We start from the raw sequence: 19,406 nt of genomic DNA on the forward strand, positions 1-19,406 counted from the left end.
AGCACCCGATGCCCTGCGCACTGGGCCACGCTGCTGGTGATCGCAGATCAACGACCGCTCTGAAAGCGCTCTCGCCGATGGTGGGCTCTGTTTCGCGAAATCAAGGAGGAGGCGAAGCCGGGGGACATTCGCGAAACAGAGCCCACCGTCGGCGGGAGTGCCGCCCTGAATGACTCAGCGTTCCTACTTGTCGAACGCCGGATCGATTGGCACCCGATACCCGTTGACCAGCCGGTTCGTCTCGTTCGCCATCCCGACAACGCCCATGAGCTCACCGAACATCTCGTTCGTCATGCCCGCCTTCTCCGCGCTCGCGTGGTGGCTCGCGATGCAGTAGCCGCAGCCGTTGGTCACGCTCACCGCGAGGTAGATCATTTCCTTGACCACCGGGTCGAGCGCGCCGGGCGCCATCACTTCCTTCAGGCTCGACCAGGTGCGCTGGAGCGAGACCGGATCGTTGGCCAGGTACTTCCAGAAGTTGTTGACATCGGGCACGTTGCGCGAGGTCTTGATGTCGTCGAACACGGCCTTGACCTCGGCGGAAGCGTTCGCGTAGTCGATCGGTTGGGGCTTCATCGAATCTCCTGAATCAGTGATGGTTCGTAAACATTTGGTAGCTGTTCGTTCACAGTCATTGTGAATTAGGTCCTTTGTTGGCACGGCCTCGGTTCATACATTTGTGACCTTCATAAATTAACGCATCCAAAGGGTGCGTCAGGGGGAAACAATCATGGATCGAGGATTCAGGCGTGCTGTCGTCTTGGCGGCAGGCGTGCTCACCGCAAGCGCATGGGCCGACGTCACCATCGGCGGCAACACCTACGTCGCCGGCTCGGGCGCCGTATGCAGTTCGACCGGTGCCGGGCCCACGTGGTCGTGCCAGGTGCCCAACGGCAACGGCGGCATCGCGCTCGTGAGCGGCGTGCCCGGCGATCCCGTCAATGGCGGTCCGGACGCGGCAGCGTTGCAGACCATCGTGAGCGGCAACCTGGGCAACAGCGCCGTGCTGCTCGGCGACACCACGACCAAGGCCACCGGCTACGGCAGCGTGGCGACGGGCATCGATGCCAAGGCGACCGAGACCTACGCGACCGCGCTGGGCGCCACGAGCACGGCCGCAGGCGTGAGCAGCACCGCCGTCGGCAACGTGGCGCAGGCCTTCGGCACCAACGCGACAGCGCTCGGCGCCAACACCACTGCGGTGGCCACCAGCAGCCTGGCCGCGGGCGACCGCGCTACCGCGAGCGACATCAATGCGACCGCACTCGGCGCGAACACGCAGGCGCAGAAAAAAAGCAGCCTGGCAGCCGGCGACCGCGCGAACGCGAACGGCATCAACGCCGCGGCGCTCGGCGCCAACAGCCAGGCGCTGGCCGACAGTGCGCTCGCCGTGGGCGACTTCGCGACGGCCACCGCCGTCTCCAGCGTGGCCGTAGGCTTGCAGAGCATGGCATCGGGCACGTCGGCGATCGCGCTGGGCACCGGCACCATCGCCAGCAGCACGGGCGGCGTGGCGCTCGGCGCGGGCGCCATCGCCGACCGCGCGGGCATGGGCGGCAAGGCCGAGCTGTTCTCCAATACCGCGGTGAACTCGACGCAGGGCGCCATCTCCGTCGGCAGCGCGGGCGGCGAGCGGCAGATCACGAATGTGGCGGGCGGCACGCAGGCGACCGACGCGGTCAACGTGCGGCAGCTGCAGGCGGTGCAGTCGCGCGCGGTGAACTACAGCACCAACGTGGATGGCAGCGTCAACTACAACCAGGTCACGCTGGGCAACGGGCAGGCGCCGGGCGGCACCACCATCTCGAACGTCGCGCCCGGCGTGGCCGGCACCGACGCAGTCAACGTGAACCAGCTGAACGCGCAGGGCAGCCAGGTCAACGCGCAGAACAACCAGCTGCGCAACGAGATTCGCGCGACCCAGCGCGATGCCAATGCCGGCACCGCCGGCGCGATGGCGATGAGCGGCATGCCGCAGGCGTACATCCCCGGCAAGAACATGGTCGCGGCCAGCGTGGCGGGCTACGAAGGCCAGAACGCGATCGCCATCGGCTACTCGAGCATCACCGACAACGGCCGCTGGGTGATGAAGCTCACCGGCTCGGCCAACTCGCGCGGCAGCGTCGGCCTGACCGCCGGTGCCGGGTTCCAGTGGTGAGCGACAAGAAATTCAAAAGACCTTTCATGACACAAGCAAAACAACCACGCATGCTTCGCACTTCCATCGCCGTGATCGGCACCACCGCGGCGCTCTTCGCGCTGCAAGGCTGCACTTCCTACGTGAGCCGCGGCATCACCGACGAAGGCAAGGCCACCGAAGTCGTCTGGCCGAAAGCCGACGACGCATGGCAGAAGGAAGGCAGCTTTCCGAACCGCGAGAACCTGCGCGCCATCGGCCCCGGCGCGACCAAGAACCAGCTCTACGAACTCATCGGCCGACCGCATTTTTCCGAGGGCATGGCGGCCGTGCGCGAGTGGGACTACATCTTCCATTTCCGCTCGGGCAACGGCGTGACGACCTGCCAGTACAAGGTGATCTTCGATCGCAACTACCAGGCGCGCAGCTTCCACTGGCTGCCCGAGTTCTGCGGCAAGCTGGGCGCCTAGGCTGAACTACGCGGGGCGGAAAACGGGCGATGAAGACATCGGCCGCCTGAGGTTGATCGCGTCGTCCGCATAGAGGATCGCGAAGGCCTTGCGCTTCTCGCTGAAGTTCACGCTGGCGCCCGCGTGGTGCAGCGCGCGGTAGTTGAAGGCCACCACGTCGCCCGCATCGACCTCGTAGCCCACGATGTCGAAGGCGCGGCGGTTGGCCTCGATGTCGCGCACCTCGAAGCGGCCGGCCCAGCCGTACTCGGCCTTCCACAGGTGCGAGCCGCGCACCACCTCGATGCCCGTCTCGCGCGGCACGTGGTCCACCGGCATCCACACGCGCACGATGCGGTGGCTGTCCGCGAGGCCATACGAAGTGTCCTGGTGCCAGGGCGTCGCGCCGATGGCATCGCCATCGAAGAACTGGTCGTAGATCCAGCGCAGCCGCCGTGTCACGGTCAGCTGCCGCGCGACCTCGCCGGCACCGGTCTCGAACATCACCTGCTCGTGCTCGACGCCGTCCTGCGCGCGCCGCACCCACTCGGGCGAGATGATCTGGCGCAGGCACACCACGCCGTCCCGCAGAAAGCGCAGGCGCTCGTCCAGGCGGACGTCGCGAAGCAAGGGGTTGTTCATGGCGTTCTCCAGGATGGCCTCTCAGCCTCTCGGGCTCTGTCCGGGCGCTCGCATGAAGAAGAACAGCCAGCCGATCATCAACGCGGCCATGCATGCGAAGCCCAACGTCATCGCGTGGATGGTCTGGATGTACGAGATCGGCGCGTTCGCCATGCGCATCGCGATGCCGAACACCACCGCGCCCACGACCGAGCAGAACAGCAGCGCGCCCGGCCGCGCCGCGGCACGGAAGCCCGTGCGCAGGCACATGGTGAGACCGAAGATGGCAGGCGCGTAGTAGAACGGCGAGAAGTCCATGTGCCGGTAGTTCTCGCCGAAGGCCAGCACCACGAGGTGCGGCCCGACGAGGCCCAGCACCACGCCGCCCACTTCGGCGATCGCAAAGCCGAGCAGCACGAACATCACGAACAGCCGGTGCACGCTCTTGCGGTCTTCGGCATGCCAGCGCGCCGCCAGTTGCGGCAGCAGGTAATAGCCCAGCGCCGCGAGCACGTACTGCATCGGCAACAAGAAGGTGATGTAGATCTTCAGCAGCCCGCCCTGCTCCGAATCGGCCGACGAGCCCAGCAGCAGGATGGCGCCGCCCGTCATGATCCAGCTCATGAACTGCGAGAGGCTGGCCTTCCAGCCGTAGGCCATCGACTCGCGCACGGTGAGGCCTTGCGCGTCGCGCGCGGCGGGCAATGCGGGCATCACGTTGCGCAGGTTCAGCAGCACGAGGATCACGAACGGCAGCTGCAGCAGCGAGACCAGCAGCAGCGCCTCGCCCCACGTCGCGGGCTTCTCCACGCCGAGCACCGCGACATACCCCACGCAGATCAGCACGCCGGTCGCGCACAGCATCGCGTAGCGCCGCCCCGTGAGCAGCAGGCTGCGCGAGAGCCAGAAGATCTCGTAGCCCACGATGAGCGCCACGCCCACCCAGCGCACCCGCCCCGGAAACACGATGAGCTGCCAGCACAGGTACCCCGCGAGCGAGAGGAGCGCGACGAGCGTCCAGCTCGTCCACGCGGCCGACCGGCTCACATAGAAGCGCCGGATGAGCAGCGGCTCGTGCACCATCGCCGTGTGCAGGATGTACTGGAAGCTCACGACCGCCAGGAACGCGGAGGCCACGCCGAAATCCGAAGGCGACAGCACACGCGCGAGCGCGAAGCTCAAGAGCAGCTGGCTCGCGCTGTAGATGCACTGGTCCGCAATCGCGAAGACGGGGCCGCCCAGACGTTTGCGGATGCCGGAAAGACGCGCCATCGCGTCTAGTCCGAGATCGACAGCAGCACGGGATAGGCCGAGGCCTTCGCGGAGAACCCGCCGTCCGTGCGAGGACCGCAACTGCCGCGGCGCACCTGCGGGAAGAAATCGACGCGCGTGCACTTCTTGCCTTCGGCGACGGGCACGGTGACGGACTTCTCGTTGTCCTGCGTCCACAGCACGTGCAGCAGCGCGTCGTCACGCTTCAAGACCAGCTGGTTCACGCCCTTCGCGTCGTCGTAGGACACCTTCTTCGAATGCCGGGCGATCTTGAGGAATTCGGTGAGCGCGGAGAACGCCTCCTTCTTCTCGCCCGCGTTCGACATGATCCCGAAGTTGTCTTCCTTGGAGAACGACGAGCGCCCGCGGTCGCGCCACGCATACAGGTTCAAGAGCTTGATGCCGGCCGCGGCGTTGATGAGGTACTCGCGGAACACCAGCGAGGCCTGCGTGCTCTGGCTGCGCACCGGCAGGTACGAGGCATAGCCCCATTCGGAGACGGCGATGCCGGTCTTCCTGAGGTCGCGCTTGTCGAGCTGGGCGCGCAGCTTTTCGTAGTCGCCGAAGGCGGTCTCGGGCACCGGGCGGTAGGGGTGGATGGAAATGTCGGTCAGGCAATCGGACTTGGCGGCCGAGACGAACGCGTTCTCCAGTTGCGTGGGCACCTTGCCGCCCACGAAGGGCAGGTTCGCGAAACCGAAGCCCACCACGATGTTCGGCTGCACCTTCTGTTTGGCCATGTTGGCGCACAGCTCCGACGACGCGGTCTCGAAGTCCGCGAGCAGCGCGGGGTTCAGGAAGGTCTTGTGGTCCGGTTCGTTCCACACCTCCCACACGGCCACGTCGCTGGTGTGCGCCTTCATGAAGCCGACCGCGAAATCGGAGAACAGACTCTCCTTGCGCGCGCCCTCGCGCCAGTCCTTCGGGCCCAACCCCCAGATCGCGCTGCCGCCGAAGAGCGTGACGATCGCGTCGAGCTTCGCGTTGCGCACGCGCTGGATCAGGCGCGGGTAGTCGATGAGGTTCGGGTTCACGCTCTTGAGCGGCGGCCGCACGCCGAAGCGCACGAACTCGAAACCCGCCGCGCGGATGTCGTTGAGGTCCGCATCGGTGATGGTGGCCGGGTCGATCTGCACGCTCAGCGCGACCGGGTAATCGGTGTCGATGCCGCTCACGCCGCGCGCTTGCGCGGGGCTCATGAAGGCAGCGGATATGCACGCGCACGACAGCAGCGCCGCTTGCAGCAGGCGGCGGGTTCGGTTTCTGGAAATCTTCATCGGAGAACCGACTCCTTGTAGAGGTTGACGATGGCCGTGTTCATGCGCTGCGAGGTGAACTTCTCTTCGAAGATCCGCCGGCCGGCCTGCCCCATCTGGCGCAGGGCCGCGTCGGAGAGGCCGTCGATGTCGCGCAGCGTCTGGTCCATCTGTTCGAGCGAAAAGAGCCGGCCGCTGGTGCCGTGCGCCACGATGTCGACGAGCCCGCCGACGGCCGATGCGAACACCGGCTTGCCGCGCGCCATGGCCTCGACCGCGACGAGGCCGAAGCCCTCCCAGCGGGATGGCACGATGGTGGCGTCGCATGCGCGGTAGACCGCGTCGAGTTCGTCCTTCTCCAGCCAGCCCTTGAATTCGACCTGGTCGGACTGCGCGAGGGTCAGGTCCTTGCGCACGGAATCGCCCACCACGATGAGCTTGAAATTCGGCTTCACGCGCACGTAGGCGTCGAGCAGCGCATCGATGCCTTTCTGCTTGTCGAGCCGGCCGACGAACAGCACCTTGCGCGGTTCGGCGAGCGCCAGTTGGGCCGACGCCGGCTCGCTGCCTTCGATCTGGTCGATGCCGTTCGGAATGCAGCGCACATGCTGGATGCCGAACTTCTCGGCCACCCTCGTCTCGTGGTCGCTGATGCAGATGATCGCGTCGCTGCGCCACGAGAGCATTCGCTCGATCCAGCGGTAGGCCAGCGTCTTGTAGGCGGGGCCGGTCTGGTCGAAGGCCCAGCCGTGCGAGCAATAGACGATCTTCACGCCGCGCGGCACCTGCCCGAGCAATGCCATGGCGCGCACGACACCGCCGGCGATCGAGCTGTGCAGGTGCAGCACGGCCGGGCGTTCGGTCGCGATGATCCGGCGCACGTCCCTCGCATACGCCAGCAGCGCCGAGGCCTTGCGCGCCGTGGGCACGACGTGGGTGTTTTCCGCGCCCAGCCAGTCCACCTGCCCGGGCAGCACGAACTTCACCTGGCTGATTTCCGGCGAGGTCTTCTGGTAGCGCGAGACGATGCGCAGGTACGTCTCCAGCCCGCCCTTGAGCGTCTCGGCAACGTGCAGTACTTTCATGATGGCGCGCCTCGCATCAGATGAGGGCGTGCGTGCCGGCGATGACTTCGCCTTTCAGCGCATCGAGCCGCTCGCGGTTTGCACTCCTGTCCTGCAGCAGCTGCAGCACCGAGGCCTTGAGCTGGTCGGGGCGCGGCGACAGGTCGAACAGGTATTGCGTGCGCCCCGTGAGGCGGAAGAACGACTCGACCTTCTTGTCCCAGTTCATGCCGACCGACGGGATGTTCAGGCTGTAGGCCACGATGTTCGCGTGCAGCCGGTGCGCCGCGATGCACGAGCACGCGCTGATGAGCGCCACCAGGTCGTCGGGGCGCTTGGGCACGAGGAAGGCGGCGTTCTCCGCCGCGTTCTCGCCGGCCTGCCGCGCGGAAATCTCGGCCATCACGCGGTTGTCTTCGGCCGCGCCGTTGGTGAAGTAGAGAACGCGCGCGCCTTCCTTCTGCAGCGCCTCGGCCAGGTTGGCGAAGAAATCGGCCGAGCCGATGGCGTTCGCGTCGCCGTACTCCGAGTTCATGACCAGCGCATCGAGGCTGCTCACGCAGATGCCCACGTCCCACTTCTTCTCGGGCGAAAGCTCCTCGGAAAACGCGCTCTCGCAGACCAGCGCCGGGTCGGGCACCACGCGGATGTCGGGCCGGGGGATGCGGAAGATGTCGTGCAGGTTCTTCGCGGACTCCGCATCGCGCGTCGCGAAGAAAACCGGCGCCGCGTTCTTGAAGAACTTGTTGACCAGCACCTTGCCCCAGTACGACCACTTGGCCGTGACGCCCACCGACACCACCGCGACGCGCTTGCCGCGCAGCAGCCGGCTCAAGAGGAACAGCTTGGCCGGGAAGTTCAGCGCCACGTCGCAGAAGAGCTGCCCGCCGCCGACGATGACCAGGTCCGCATCGCTCACGGCCGCCTTCCAGTGCGGGCGCCAGCGCTGGACGTAGTTCTTCAGGCAGTACGCGAACACGATGGCCGAGCGCACGAGCGCCGGCAGCTTCTGGAACACGCCGAACGCGCCGCCGCCGCGCAGGTTGTCTTCGTCGAATCCGTGCCGCCCGGCAATGTCGAGGAATTCGATTCGGGCGTCCGGGTATTTGAGGCCGGCAATGTGCGCCAGCGACGCGGCAATGACCCCGTCGCCCAGGTTGTCGCTGAATGGCACAGCGCAAATCAGGATTTTTTTCATGGGAGGAATGGTTTTCTCTCTGCGACCTTGATGGCGATGAGATAGAGCAGCACCGAAGTCAAATGCCGGGTGAAACTCCCCAGATCGGGCTCGAAGATCAATTGCACCAGGATGTGCGCAATGAACAGGCTGGCAAAGAATCTGACTTCGAACCGGTCATGCCCGCGCCGGGCTTTTTTTCGGGCGCGGTAAAGAATGACCAGCATCGCGCCGATCATCAATTGCATGAAGAAATCGCTCGCCGTCTGGAAATACAGGACTGGTGTGATCAATACCGTTCCGGCATAGACGTAATTGACCAGGAATCCGGGGCCGGTGGCCGGGGATGCAATATTGGTGAAGGCCGTGCGGTTGTCGCTGCCGATTTGCTCCGCATAGGCATTGGACGTGTCGCGTGGCGATTGCAGCGTCTGCAAAACGCTGGACGGCGCCGCCATGATGGCGCCCGCCGCAACAATGGCCGCCAGCAAATGGTATTTGAGCGGTCGGCGCCAGAGCCAATAGACGCCGAAGAACACGCCGACGATCAGCAAATAGTATTGGCGTACGAAGATCCCGTACACCACGTAAAGAAAGAGGAACGACGCGAAGGTGAATTTCTTCGAGGTCCGGAAATAGATCGCCGACACGGTGATGAACATCGTCATGATGAGCACCACGGTTTCTTTCGACGGCGCAAACATGTTGAGCATGATGCACGGCGCAATCAGCAGCAGCCGCGAAAAGAAATCGCCGGCCCGGCGGATATCGTGCGTCGCGAAGAAAAGAAACAGCGCGCTCACCAGGCAGGTGAAGATATCCAGGTTGTCCACGCCGATGAGGCCGAACAATGCCGCGGTGACCGCGAACGAATTGTCCAGGTCGCCGCCCGCGCCGCCGTAATTCAGGATTTCGATGATCTTGGCCGAATCGACGCTCCATTTTTCGGGCAGCGATTCCCGGAAAAAAGCGTAGATCAGCACGTACACGACCACGAGCGCAATGCCCGCGATCGAATATTGATTGAAACGCCGGCCCCTTCCGGGCCTGGGCATATTTCTCCGAGGCGCAATTGGGCCGGGCGGTCTTCCCGCAATGGCAGGACTCGTCAGCATATGGATTCCATTCCGAACATTTCGAAGACAAAAATTCCCCTGCACCGGCCGCTTTCCAGCGCTGGTTTTTTTATTCTTCTTTGGTTGTCGCGGCCGCCCTTTGCGGCCGCAGCCGACGAATTTCTATTCGTGCGGCCCGGCGAAATTCATCATCGCGACCCGTGCCCCACGGCCACCACCCAGATCGTCTTGATGAAGATGTCCACGTCCTTCACCACGGACAGCGTCTCCACATACCGCACGTCCAGGGCGACGCGGGCGTTGTAGGTCAGCTGGTTGCGGCCACTCACTTGCCAGAGGCCGGTGATGCCCGGCCGCACGGCGCAGTAGTGGCTCCAGTCGTGCCCGTAGAGCGATTTCTGCTCGAGCATGCAGGGGCGTGGGCCGATGAGGCTCATCTCGCCCATGAGCACATTCCAGAATTGCGGCAATTCGTCCAGGCTGGTCTTGCGGATGAATTTTCCGAAAGGCGTGATCCGCGGGTCTTTTTCCAGCTTCTGGTATTCGTCCCATTGACGCCGCGCCTCGGGATTGTTTTTCAGGTGCTCCTCGAGCACCTGCGCCGAATTGGCCGTCATCGAGCGGAATTTCCAGAACCGGAATACCTTCCCGTCTTTTCCATAGCGCGGCTGCGAATAGAAAACGGGCGCGCCGGAACTGACCATCACGCACAGGCCGATCAGCACGAACACCCAGCCGAAGGCGATGAAGAAGAAAAGCGCGGCGGCAATGTCCACCGATCTTTTGCCGACGCGGAGCAATACCGGGTGATTGACCCGGTTCTGCCCGATGTCGTACGGCGATTCGCTGTGGTGGTTTTCCGAATTGTCCCAGCCTTGTGGGACCAGTGATTCTTCGGGGCGGAGGTTTCTCATGGCTTTCTCCATCCAGATCTGAAACGCGAAAGAATTTCTTTCGGAAGGTATTTCATTGGCGACGCACCTTTCCTCATGCGGGCAATTTCAATAGCCTGCATCTCTTCGGTTATGGCCCTGATTTTTTGTGGCCGACACGACCCGCACAACTGCCTCATGGCTCCTGCATTGCAGAAGCTATTGCGCGGCCAACGGACTACGGAAAATGTAGGAAAAATGAATGATTATTCATTGGTACTACATTTTTTTGAGTGAATACAATTTGAGTATGAGCTCGATGCGCCCGCCAGAATGTCAAGCGCATCGAATTGAATTTAACTCCAATTTTTCACGGTCTAGGTGGAATCCCTGTTGGATTTATATGTGTATTGTAAATGCTTGTAAGCGCCGTACTTATAGCCCCCACTGCCCGCATGGCGGCGCGATAGGTCAATAGCATTCAGAATTACGCCGTTCACCGAACGGCCCGCATGCGCAAGCCTTCTGACGGTTTCATTTAATTCCCCAAGCTGTGTCTTTTCCGCACGCGCGACCAGCAGCAAGGTGCTCGCCAGAGGCGCCACCGAGGCGGTATCCGCGGCCACCAATACCGGTGCCGTATCGACGATCACGAGGTCGTAGGCGGGCGACAGCTTGTCCAGAACGTGGACAAAAGACTCACTCATCAGCAATTCGGCCGGATTGGGCGGCAGCACGCCGGTGGTGATGACATCCAGGTTCGGCAGCACCGACGGGCGCACGGCCTTCTCGAAATCGAGCGTTCCTGCTATCAATTCCGACAATCCGCCGGCGCGCGGAATCGAGAGGAATTGATTGACGCGGCCTTTTCGCAAATCGGCGTCAATCAAAAGAACTCTTTTACCGGTCGCGGCGCTGATGGCCGCGAAATTCACCGAAATAAACGTTTTGCCTACACCGGGCGTCGCACCCGAAATAAGCAGCCGGTTGTTGGTCGCCTCCAGCATGGCGAACTGCAGCGCGGTGCGCAGGCTCCGCAGGCTCTCCACCGCCGGGTCTTCGGGTTGCAGGTGCGAGAGCACGTGCAGGCCGGCGACCTTGTTCTCGATGTTCCGGTCGAGCGTGCGCTGCGCGGCGCTCAGCGGAATGCTGCTGTAGACGTTCAGGCCCGTGTGCGTCTCGATTTCGCCAGGGTTGCGGATGCCGCCGAAGAACGAGCTGCGCGCCACCGCGGCGCCGATGCCGGCGGCCAGCCCGAGGATCAGTGCGAGCGCGACGACCAGCGGGCGCTTGGGCCACACCGGCTCCTCGGGCACGATGGCTTCGTCCAGCAGGCGCACGTTGCCCACCTTGCCCTCCTTGGCCAGGCGCATCTGCAGCGAGCTGTTCAAGAGCGACACGTACAGTTCGGTGTTCACCTTGATGTCGCGCTGCATGCGCACGGTGTTCTGCTGCAGCTCGGGCATCTTGCGGATGCGCGCGTCGATGCCGGCGATGGCGCTCTTCCAGGCCCTCACCTGCGTGTCGAGCGTCTGGATGGCCGGGTGCTCGTCGGTGAAGCGCGCGGCGAGCTCGCGGCGCTTCTGCTCGGCCTCCAGCAGCTTGGACTGCAGATCGACGGTTTGCGTGAGCGCGTTCTTGGCCTCGTCGTCCAGGCTCACCGTGCCGTTCTGGTTGCGGTAGCGGTTGTAGATGTCCTCGGACTGCTCCAGCTGCGTCTTGAACTGCGGCAGCGCCGTATCGAGGAAGCCCAGCGTCTTCTCGGCCTCGGCCGCCTTGCGCTCCATGTTCTGGCGCACGTAGAGCGTGCCGATCTCGTTGAGCAACTGCGTGAGCTTCTCGGGGTCGGCGCTCTTCCAGCTCACGTCGAGCACGCCCGACTGCTTGCCCTTTTCGACGACCTTGAGCGCGTCCTGCAGCGCGAGCAGCGTCTTCTGCGTGGACGAGCGCACGAGCTGGAACTGCGCGCCCGGCTTGCCGCCGAGGCTGGTGACCATGAGGCTCAGGCTGCCGTTCGCGACGTTGGGAATGTTCGCCGAGAGCAAGGTGCCGACGGTGCCCTTCATCGGCGTCTCGATGTCGGGGTGGCTCAGCTCGTACTGGCCGTTGGTGCCGACGGTGAGCTTGAACGGTTGCTCCTCGAAGTCGGGCGGCACATCGAAGCGCGGCACGAGGATGCTCTCGGTGCCCGTGACGTAGCCCGAGAGCCCCATGAAGCCCGGCTCCGACAGCCCGGTCGCGCGGCGCGAGAGGTAGCTCCCCACGAAGGGCGCATAGCGCGGCCGCGCGCTGATGTAGAGCTTGGTGTTCTCCACCGCCTTGCCCAGGATGGCGCGCGAGCGGAGGATTTCGATTTCGCCCGCGGCCGGCGTCTTCACGCTCAGCAGCGACGAGGCCGCATCGCCGAGGAAACTGCCCGCGGAGTTGCCCGAGTCTTCCACCTGCACCGCGAGGTTGCCTTCGTAGACGGGCTTGCCCAGCAGCGCATAGGCGGTGCCCAGGAAGAGAAAAACGACGACCACTGCCGCGACGAGCCAGCGGTTGTCCACCAGGATGTCCCAGTACTCCGCGAGGTTGATGCCCTCGCCGTCGTCGTCCAGCGCTTGCATCGCTGGGGCGGCTTGCGGGGATGCGTTCATGTGGTTTGCTGCTCAGGTTTTGTGATCTTCAGGACGCGGTCGATCCACGTCCGTGCGCCGGCGTCGATGAGGGCCAGCGCCCGCTCGAACGCGGCGTCGCCCTGCCGGTAGGGGTCGGGCACGTCCTTGGCCATGGTGTCGGCGATGCGGAACACCTTGCCGCGCACGAACGGGTAGGTCGACTCCAGGTAGCGGCGCTGCGCCAGGTCCATCACCAGGATGAGGTCGGCCTGGCGGCACAGCATCTGGCTGACCTGCTGGGCGACGTGGCCCGAGATGTCGATGCCGCGCGCGCGCATGAGCGCCTGCGCGGTGGCGTCGGCGGGTTTGCCCACCAGCGCGCCGGTGCCCGCGGACACCACGCGAAGGTGCGGCAGGCCCGCCGCGAGCAGGCCCTCCGCCATGGGGCTTCGGCAGATGTTGCCGATGCAGACTGTGAGCACGGTTTTCATCGGCGGCTCATCGGTGGTTCATGTAGATGCGGTCGCCGATGTCCATGACCTGGGCGGCCGGCAGGATGAGGCTGGCCACGCGGTTCCAGCTCACCAGCGGCACCGAGTCGATGTAGACGACGTCGCGCGGCTGCAGCGGAAAACGGTCGGCCAGCGCGAGCGCGGCGGGGTTCTTCGCGTTCAGGTGGAACACCGCGGGCGTGCCCTTGGCGGTGTTGCGCACCACGTAGATCTGGCCCGGGTTGGCGGTGCCCAGGTTGGCGCTGCCGGCTTCGCCGAGCGCTTCGTTCAGCGAGAGGCGCCCGTTGTGCATGAGCAGCGCCGAGGGGCGCAGCACCTCGCCCATCACCATCACCTTGCTCTCGTCGCGGTTGCGCACCTGCACCACGTCGCCGTTCTGCAGCGGGATGTCGCCCGCGCCGTTGCCCAGGTCCTGCAGGCGCGTGAGATCGACCAGCGTGGTGCGGTCGCCGCGCGTGAGCGTGACGAACGAGCGGTCGCCGTTGGCGGTGATGCCGCCCGCGCGGTTGAGCGCCTCGGCCAGCGTCATCGGCACGTCGGTGAAGATCTGCAGGCCCGGCGTGCGCACCTCGCCCTCGACGAAGGCGCGGCGGCTTCGGAACGACTGGATGCGCACCGTGACCTGCGGCTCCTTGATGTAGCGCGCGATGCGCCTGGCGATGAGGTCGGAGGCCTCGATTTCCGTCAGGCCCTGCATCTTCACGCGGCCGATGTAGGGAAAGCTGATCTCCCCGTTGGCGCCCACGATGAAGCCCGGCGCCACGCTGATGCCGGTCGGGTCGACCTGCTGGGTGATCACCGCGCCGGCGTTGGGCAGGAGCTCGGGGTGGTCGTAGACGATGACGCCCACGACGTCGCCCGGCCCGATGGTGTACGGGGCGGCCTCGCCGAACAGCGCCTTCACGTCGGAGGGCACCGCGGTGGGCTGCGCATCGGCCATCGCGCGGATGAGCGCCGGCGAAATGGGCGTGAGCGCGCCTTCGGGCGAACCGTCGGCGGACAGCGCGGGGGCGGGCGTCGGGTCGGGCTCGGAGGCCGCCAGGGTGCCGAAACCCGGTGCGCAGCCCTGGAGCAACATCGCGCCGGCCAGGGCGACGCTCCACCCCATCAGGTACACGTAGCGTGTCAAATTGATCTCCATTGCAAAACTGGTTTTTTCAACCACTGCGGTTCATATGCAAAGGTCGAGCCCGATTGATGCGGGAGGTCGCCTTTGGATCGCGGCGCACTTCAAAGCGAGCCTGTGCTTTATCGGTACGCGGTCGAAAACCCAATTGTCGCTGCGGCCGAAGACCTCCTTTTTCGTCGCAGAGGCGCAAAAATCGTGTCTATTCGTGGCGCAACCCTGCGCTGCGCGGGGTTATCTCTCATCGCACTCTCCGGAATGTCGTTTTCATTGGGAAAACGGCCGCTGGAACAGCATTCCGGAATGCAATTGAGGCGATTGAAATGGCGACTTATTAATTACCCCGGCGCGTGGGGCGATCGTCGCATTCAGACCACGAAATCCTGGATTCAAGGGTTTTTGACCTTGCGTCCCGTTTTTGTAAGATTTTGTATTTTCGTGCAACCCCTCGAATGGAGCGCGCCCGTGAACTTGGGGTACCCTGTTCGCGAACCGGGTGCGGCGGCACCACAAGGGGCACCTCGATGGCCATTTCCGCCCGGTTTTGAATTGCTGTAGGTTCTTCGGTCTACTTCGAATTGATGCGGCTGCGGGCGGGGGTAGCACCAGGATCGTGCAACGATTGCACACGAAATAAAATGAATGATTTCAGATTCATTTTGAATTGAAACTTTCGTAGTGTTATTTCAATTCCGGTAATTCGAATGCCACGGAATTTTCGTAATTCCGTCATGCAAAACCCGTCTAATCGGGGCAATGACAGGAGGAGGCATGAAAAAGAATTCAACGCCGGTGCACCGCAATGGAATGGCGCATTTCCGGGAATTGGGCGCGCTCGGCCGCGGCCAATAAATGCAAAAGGCCTCACGAGGAGGCCTTGGGTGGGGATGTTCCGGCGAGCGAGTGGCGGAACAGGGGCGCGGCTTACTGCTCTTCGTCGTTGCCGCCTTGGCCGAGCTGGTCTTTGGTAGCGCGAACGCCGCGCAGCACCAGGTACAGGGTGATGCCGACCAGCACCAGGAACACGGCCAGCGCCCAGCCGCCCATGCCGAAGGCCCACCACCAGAACAGGCCGCTCAGTGGCAGCAGCACCAAGGCCAACAGCAATTCGATGAAGATCAAGCGCATCTGTCTCTCCCCCTTCGCTCGGGCACGCGTCAGCCCCAGGATGTGTAAAAAATCGCTACGCGTGTCGGGTGCGAGAGGATAGCTCAAGAAAAGTGAAGGATAGGCAGGTTCCGGGACGCTGCCTACAGAGTATTCCGGGGCAACCTGCATGCGGCCTGACTGCGCATGCCGCGCCGCCGCTCACGCCCGCGCAGAGGCGCGGAATTCGCCCGGCGTCATCCCCTGGAGGCGCCGGAAGTGGCGGTTGAAGTTCGAGATGTTGTTGAACCCCACCTCGTAGCAGATGCTGCTCACTTGCTGGCGCGTGGAGGCCAGCAGGCGGCAGGCCGTGGCCACGCGCAGGCCGATCACGAAATCGGTGAAGGTCTGGCCGGTGGCGCGGCGAAAGCTGCGCGAGAACGCGTTCTCCCGCATGCCCACGATCGCGCCCACTTCGCCCAGCGACATCGCCTCGGCGTAGTTGTCGCGGATGTGGTCCATCGCCTTGTGGATGCGCACCGCGTGGCCGTGCTCGTCGGCCCCTTCGCCATGGAGCGCCGGCGCCTCGTCGGCGAGCAGCCGGTAGTCGGTCCACTGCGCGAGTTCGTTCAGCAGCACCGTGAATTCGGAAAAACGCGCAAGCCCCTGCAGCGATGCGATGCGGCGCAGCCGCGCGAGCGTGCCTTCGCCCAGGCCCACGAACTGCACGCCGCGGCGCGCGCGCGCCAGGAGCGGCCCCGCATCGCCGAGCTCGGGAAAAAGCACCATGCCGCGGCGCAGCGGCTCGTCGCCGAAGCGCAGCACGATGCCGTCCGCATCGCCGCCGGACATCGCCCGGTGCGCGAACGCCATGGTGTGCGGCAGGTGCGGGCCGAGCAGCACGACGGTGCCGGGCGCGAAGCGGTGCGTCTCCTTGCGCGCGCCGCTGCCGATGCGAAGGCTTGCGGGCATCGTGCCGATCAGGTGCAGCTCGTGGTCGTGCAGGCAGCGCGGCTCGTGCGCGCAAGGCGTGAGCGGGAGCGCGACGGCGGGTTCGCAGTGGACCGTGTTCAGCAAGACCGCATCTCCAATCTGCAGCGAAAGCGACGGGCCGCGTCAGCCCTGGCGCGCCGTTGGCGGCGCGGCCGTCTGCTGCTGGAACGCGGCGAGCAGCCGGTACTCCTCGCCCAGCTTGCGCGGCAGCGACAGGTACACCGGCAAGAGCTGCCGGTAGAGCGCGGCGTTCTTGGCGTTGGGCGTGTGGCGGTGCGTGGCGCCCACCATGCCCGCGACCACGTCCAGCGAATCGACGTGGCCCAGCGCATAGAGCCCGAGCACCGCGGCGCCCAGGCACGAGCTCTCGAAGCTCTCGGGCACCACCACCTCGCGGTCGAACACGTCGGCCATCATCTGGCGCCACATGCCCGAGCGCGCGAAGCCGCCCGTGGCCTTGATGTGCGCGCTGCGCCCCGCGATCGACTCGACCGCCGGCAGGATGCTGTAGAGGTTGAAGATCACGCCCTCCAGCACCGCGCGGATCATGTGCTCCTTGCGGTGGTGGATGCCCAGGCCGAAGAAGGAGCCGCGCAGATCGGCGTTCCAGTAGGGCGCGCGCTCGCCGGTGAGGAAGGGGTGGAACACGAGCCCCTCGGAGCCGGCCGACACGCGCTCGGCGATGCGCGTGAGCACCTCGTAGGTGTCGATGCCCAGGCGCTTGGCGGTCTCGGCCTCGGCCGAGGCGAACTCGTCGCGCACCCAGCGCAGGATGATGCCGCCGTTGTTCACCGGACCGCCCACCACCCAGCGCCGGTCGGCGAGCGCGTAGCAGAAGGTGCGGCCCTCGGGGTCGGTCATCGGGTGGTCGGCCACGGTGCGCATCGCGCCGCTGGTGCCGATGGTCACGGCCACCTCGCCGGGCGCGACCGCGTTCACGCCCAGGTTGGAGAGCACGCCGTCGTTGGCGCCGATGACGAAGGGCGTGTCGGTCGCGAGCCCCAGCTGCGCCGCGACGTCCGCCGCGAGGCCCTCGATGTGCCAGGTGGTCGGCACCGGGCGCGGCAGCTGCTCGGCGCGCACGCCGGCCAGCGCGAGCGCGCCTTCGTCCCAGTCGAGCCGCTCCAGGTTGAAGAGCCCCGTGGCCGAGGCGATCGAATGATCGACCTGCCACTGCCCGAAGAGCCGGAAGAACACGTACTCCTTGATGCCGACGAAGCGCGCCGCGCTGGCGAAGAGCTCGGCGCGCTCATGGCGCAGCCACACCAGCTTGACCAGCGGCGACATCGGATGGATCGGCGTGCCGGTGCGGCGGTAGATCGCGTCGCCGTCCCACTCGGCGCGAATGCGTCCGGCCCAGGCCGAGGCGCGGTGGTCGGCCCAGGTGATGCTGCGCGTGAGCGGCGCGCCCGCGGCGTCCACCAGGATGAGGCTGTGCATCGCCGCGCTGAAGGACACCGCGAGCACGTCGCCCGGCGCGGCCTTGCAGGCCTTCACGCAGCCGGCGATGGTCTGCCGCACGGCCTGGAAGATCTGCTCGGGGTCCTGCTCGGCGGCGGCGGCCTCGGGCTGCAGCAGCGGGTACTCGGCCGCGTCGTGCGCCAGCACGCGCCCGGCCGGCGTGAAAGCCACCGCCTTGGTGCTGGTGGTTCCGATGTCGACCCCGATGACGATGCGGCCCATGGCGTTGGTCTCCTTGCTTGCGATGGCGTTCAGCCGGCCATGCTAGACGACCATGCCCAGAAGCATGATGAAGACGATGGCCACCACCGAGATCAGCGTCTCCATCACCGTCCAGGTCTTGAAGGTCTCGGCCACGGTCATGTTGAAGTACTGCTTCACGAGCCAGAAGCCCGCGTCGTTCACGTGCGAAAGAATCAGCGAGCCCGCGCCCGTGGCCAGCACCAGCAGCTCGCGGTTCACGCCCGGCACCATGGTGGCGAGCGGCGCGACGATGCCCGCGCCCGTGATGGTGGCGACCGTGGCCGAACCCGTGGCGATGCGGATCACCCCCGCCACCAGCCAGGCCAAGAGGATCGGCGAGACCTGCGCCTGCAGCGCCATGTGTCCGATCGCGTTGCCCACGCCGCTCGCGACCAGCATCTGCTTGAAGCCGCCGCCCGCGCCGATGATGAGCACGATGGCCGCGGTGGGCGCGAGGCTGTCGTCCACGAACTTCATGATCTGCTTGCTCGTGAACCCGCGCGCGGTGCCGAAGGTGTAGAGCGAGAGCAGCAGCGCCGCCAGCAGCGCGGTGATCGGGTGGCCGATGAAGTCCATCCACTGGCGCACGATGTTCTTCTCGTCCAGCGCCACGTCGGCGAAGGTCTTCAGGAGCATCAGCGCCACCGGCAGCAGCACCGTGACCAGCGTGATGCCGAAGCCCGGCAGCTCGCGCGCCTCGGGCTCGCGCGCCAGTTGCGCCAGCAGTTCGGGCGATGCCTCGCCCGGCACGTACTTGGAGATGAACTTGCCGAAGATCGGGCCCGCGATCATCGCGGTGGGCAGGCCGACGATGAGGCCGTAGAAGATGGTCTTGCCGATGTCGGCGCCGAACACGCCGATGGCCAGCAGCGGCCCCGGGTGCGGCGGCACGAGGCCGTGCACCACCGACAGGCCCGCCAGCAGCGGAATGCCGATGCGGATGAGCGACACGCCCGTGCGCCGCGCCACGATGAACACCAGCGGAATCAGGAGCACGAAGCCGATCTCGAAGAACAGCGGAATGCCCACCAGGAAGGCCGCGAACATCATGGCCCAGTGCACGCGCTCGCGGCCGAAGGCGTCCACCAGCGTGCGCGCGATGCGGTCGGCGCCGCCCGACTCGGCCATCATCTTGCCCAGCATGGTGCCCAGGCCCAGCACGATGCCCACGAAGCCGAGCACGCCGCCGAAGCCGTCCTGGAAGGACTTCATCACCAGGTCCACCGGCATGCCCGAAGTGAGGCCCAGGAACCCCGCGGCCAGCGTGAGCGCGATGAAGGGATGCACGCGCCAGCGCGTGATCAGAAGGATGAGCCCGAGGATCGCCACCAAGGCGTCGACGAGCAGGAAAACCTCTTTGCTCATTCCGAACATTCCGAACATGTCTTGTCTCCTGAGTCCGGGGGCTGCGAGGGCGCCCGGTGGGTGGAACGACGGCGGGGACAGCGCTATCCCGCACAA

17 protein-coding genes are annotated in these 19,406 nt (G+C 65.3%); 2 read left to right on the forward strand and 15 right to left on the reverse strand.

What is annotated here, in order from left to right; all coding sequences use genetic code 11:
- Window positions 1-183 precede the first annotated feature (183 nt).
- The gene (locus ACZYRS_RS27715) at window positions 184-576 is read right to left on the reverse strand and encodes a carboxymuconolactone decarboxylase family protein (protein ID WP_463421773.1); all 393 of its coding nucleotides are present in this window, start codon (window positions 574-576) and stop codon (window positions 184-186) included.
- A gap of 196 nt (window positions 577-772) precedes the next feature.
- Here ACZYRS_RS27715 and ACZYRS_RS27720 point away from each other — a divergent pair, with 196 nt between their 5' ends.
- Both ACZYRS_RS27720 and ACZYRS_RS27725 read left to right on the forward strand, forming a co-directional pair.
- Window positions 773-2,158 carry a YadA family autotransporter adhesin gene (locus ACZYRS_RS27720; protein ID WP_463421774.1) on the forward strand — a complete coding sequence of 462 codons (1,386 nt, stop codon included), beginning with the start codon at window positions 773-775 and terminating at the stop codon, window positions 2,156-2,158.
- A 50-nt stretch (window positions 2,159-2,208) separates the two neighbouring features.
- A complete protein-coding gene (locus tag ACZYRS_RS27725; protein ID WP_463421775.1) occupies window positions 2,209-2,607 on the forward strand; it encodes an outer membrane protein assembly factor BamE in 399 nt (132 codons plus the stop codon).
- A 6-nt stretch (window positions 2,608-2,613) separates the two neighbouring features.
- On the opposite strand, the gene ACZYRS_RS27730 is transcribed toward ACZYRS_RS27725, so the two are convergent.
- The 14 genes from ACZYRS_RS27730 to ACZYRS_RS27795 all read right to left on the reverse strand — a co-directional run bounded on the left by ACZYRS_RS27730 (window position 2,614) and on the right by ACZYRS_RS27795 (window position 19,319).
- Window positions 2,614-3,228, reverse strand: coding sequence for a phytanoyl-CoA dioxygenase family protein (locus tag ACZYRS_RS27730; RefSeq protein WP_463421776.1), 615 nt, complete (start codon window positions 3,226-3,228; stop codon window positions 2,614-2,616).
- Between the two features lie 21 nt (window positions 3,229-3,249).
- A complete protein-coding gene (locus tag ACZYRS_RS27735; RefSeq protein ID WP_463421777.1) occupies window positions 3,250-4,479 on the reverse strand; it encodes a lipopolysaccharide biosynthesis protein in 1,230 nt (409 codons plus the stop codon).
- 5 nt (window positions 4,480-4,484) lie between these two features.
- The gene (locus ACZYRS_RS27740) at window positions 4,485-5,756 is read right to left on the reverse strand and encodes a glycoside hydrolase 5 family protein (protein WP_463421778.1); all 1,272 of its coding nucleotides are present in this window, start codon (window positions 5,754-5,756) and stop codon (window positions 4,485-4,487) included.
- Window positions 5,753-6,820 carry a glycosyltransferase gene (locus ACZYRS_RS27745; RefSeq protein ID WP_463421779.1) on the reverse strand — a complete coding sequence of 356 codons (1,068 nt, stop codon included), beginning with the start codon at window positions 6,818-6,820 and terminating at the stop codon, window positions 5,753-5,755. Before ACZYRS_RS27745 ends, ACZYRS_RS27740 begins: the two co-directional genes overlap by 4 nt.
- A gap of 16 nt (window positions 6,821-6,836) precedes the next feature.
- On the reverse strand, window positions 6,837-7,997 hold the full coding sequence (locus ACZYRS_RS27750) for a polysaccharide pyruvyl transferase family protein (RefSeq protein ID WP_463421780.1): 1,161 nt from the start codon (window positions 7,995-7,997) through the stop codon (window positions 6,837-6,839).
- Window positions 7,994-9,091 (reverse strand): hypothetical protein, encoded by a 1,098-nt coding sequence (locus ACZYRS_RS27755; RefSeq protein WP_463421781.1) that lies wholly within the window; start codon window positions 9,089-9,091, stop codon window positions 7,994-7,996. The genes ACZYRS_RS27750 and ACZYRS_RS27755 overlap by 4 nt, the downstream gene beginning before the upstream one ends.
- A gap of 149 nt (window positions 9,092-9,240) precedes the next feature.
- Window positions 9,241-9,966 carry a sugar transferase gene (locus tag ACZYRS_RS27760; RefSeq protein ID WP_463421782.1) on the reverse strand — a complete coding sequence of 242 codons (726 nt, stop codon included), beginning with the start codon at window positions 9,964-9,966 and terminating at the stop codon, window positions 9,241-9,243.
- Window positions 9,967-10,301: 335 nt separating this feature from the next.
- Complete coding sequence (locus ACZYRS_RS27765) at window positions 10,302-12,563, reverse strand: polysaccharide biosynthesis tyrosine autokinase (RefSeq protein ID WP_463421783.1); 2,262 nt, start codon at window positions 12,561-12,563, stop codon at window positions 10,302-10,304.
- Window positions 12,560-13,015 (reverse strand): low molecular weight protein-tyrosine-phosphatase, encoded by a 456-nt coding sequence (locus ACZYRS_RS27770; protein ID WP_463421784.1) that lies wholly within the window; start codon window positions 13,013-13,015, stop codon window positions 12,560-12,562. The genes ACZYRS_RS27765 and ACZYRS_RS27770 overlap by 4 nt, the downstream gene beginning before the upstream one ends.
- A gap of 7 nt (window positions 13,016-13,022) precedes the next feature.
- Window positions 13,023-14,177, reverse strand: a complete 1,155-nt coding sequence (locus ACZYRS_RS27775; RefSeq protein ID WP_463421785.1) for a polysaccharide biosynthesis/export family protein — start codon at window positions 14,175-14,177, stop codon at window positions 13,023-13,025.
- Between the two features lie 909 nt (window positions 14,178-15,086).
- A complete protein-coding gene (locus tag ACZYRS_RS27780; RefSeq protein WP_198787932.1) occupies window positions 15,087-15,290 on the reverse strand; it encodes a hypothetical protein in 204 nt (67 codons plus the stop codon).
- A 180-nt stretch (window positions 15,291-15,470) separates the two neighbouring features.
- A complete protein-coding gene (locus ACZYRS_RS27785) occupies window positions 15,471-16,325 on the reverse strand; it encodes an AraC family transcriptional regulator (RefSeq protein ID WP_233101979.1) in 855 nt (284 codons plus the stop codon).
- A 39-nt stretch (window positions 16,326-16,364) separates the two neighbouring features.
- On the reverse strand, window positions 16,365-17,924 hold the full coding sequence (gntK, locus tag ACZYRS_RS27790; RefSeq protein WP_463421786.1) for a gluconokinase: 1,560 nt from the start codon (window positions 17,922-17,924) through the stop codon (window positions 16,365-16,367).
- Window positions 17,925-17,966: 42 nt separating this feature from the next.
- Window positions 17,967-19,319, reverse strand: coding sequence for a GntP family permease (locus tag ACZYRS_RS27795; RefSeq protein ID WP_198788038.1), 1,353 nt, complete (start codon window positions 19,317-19,319; stop codon window positions 17,967-17,969).
- Window positions 19,320-19,406 lie beyond the last annotated feature (87 nt).

The organism is Variovorax sp. AC194 (genome assembly GCF_979257995.1).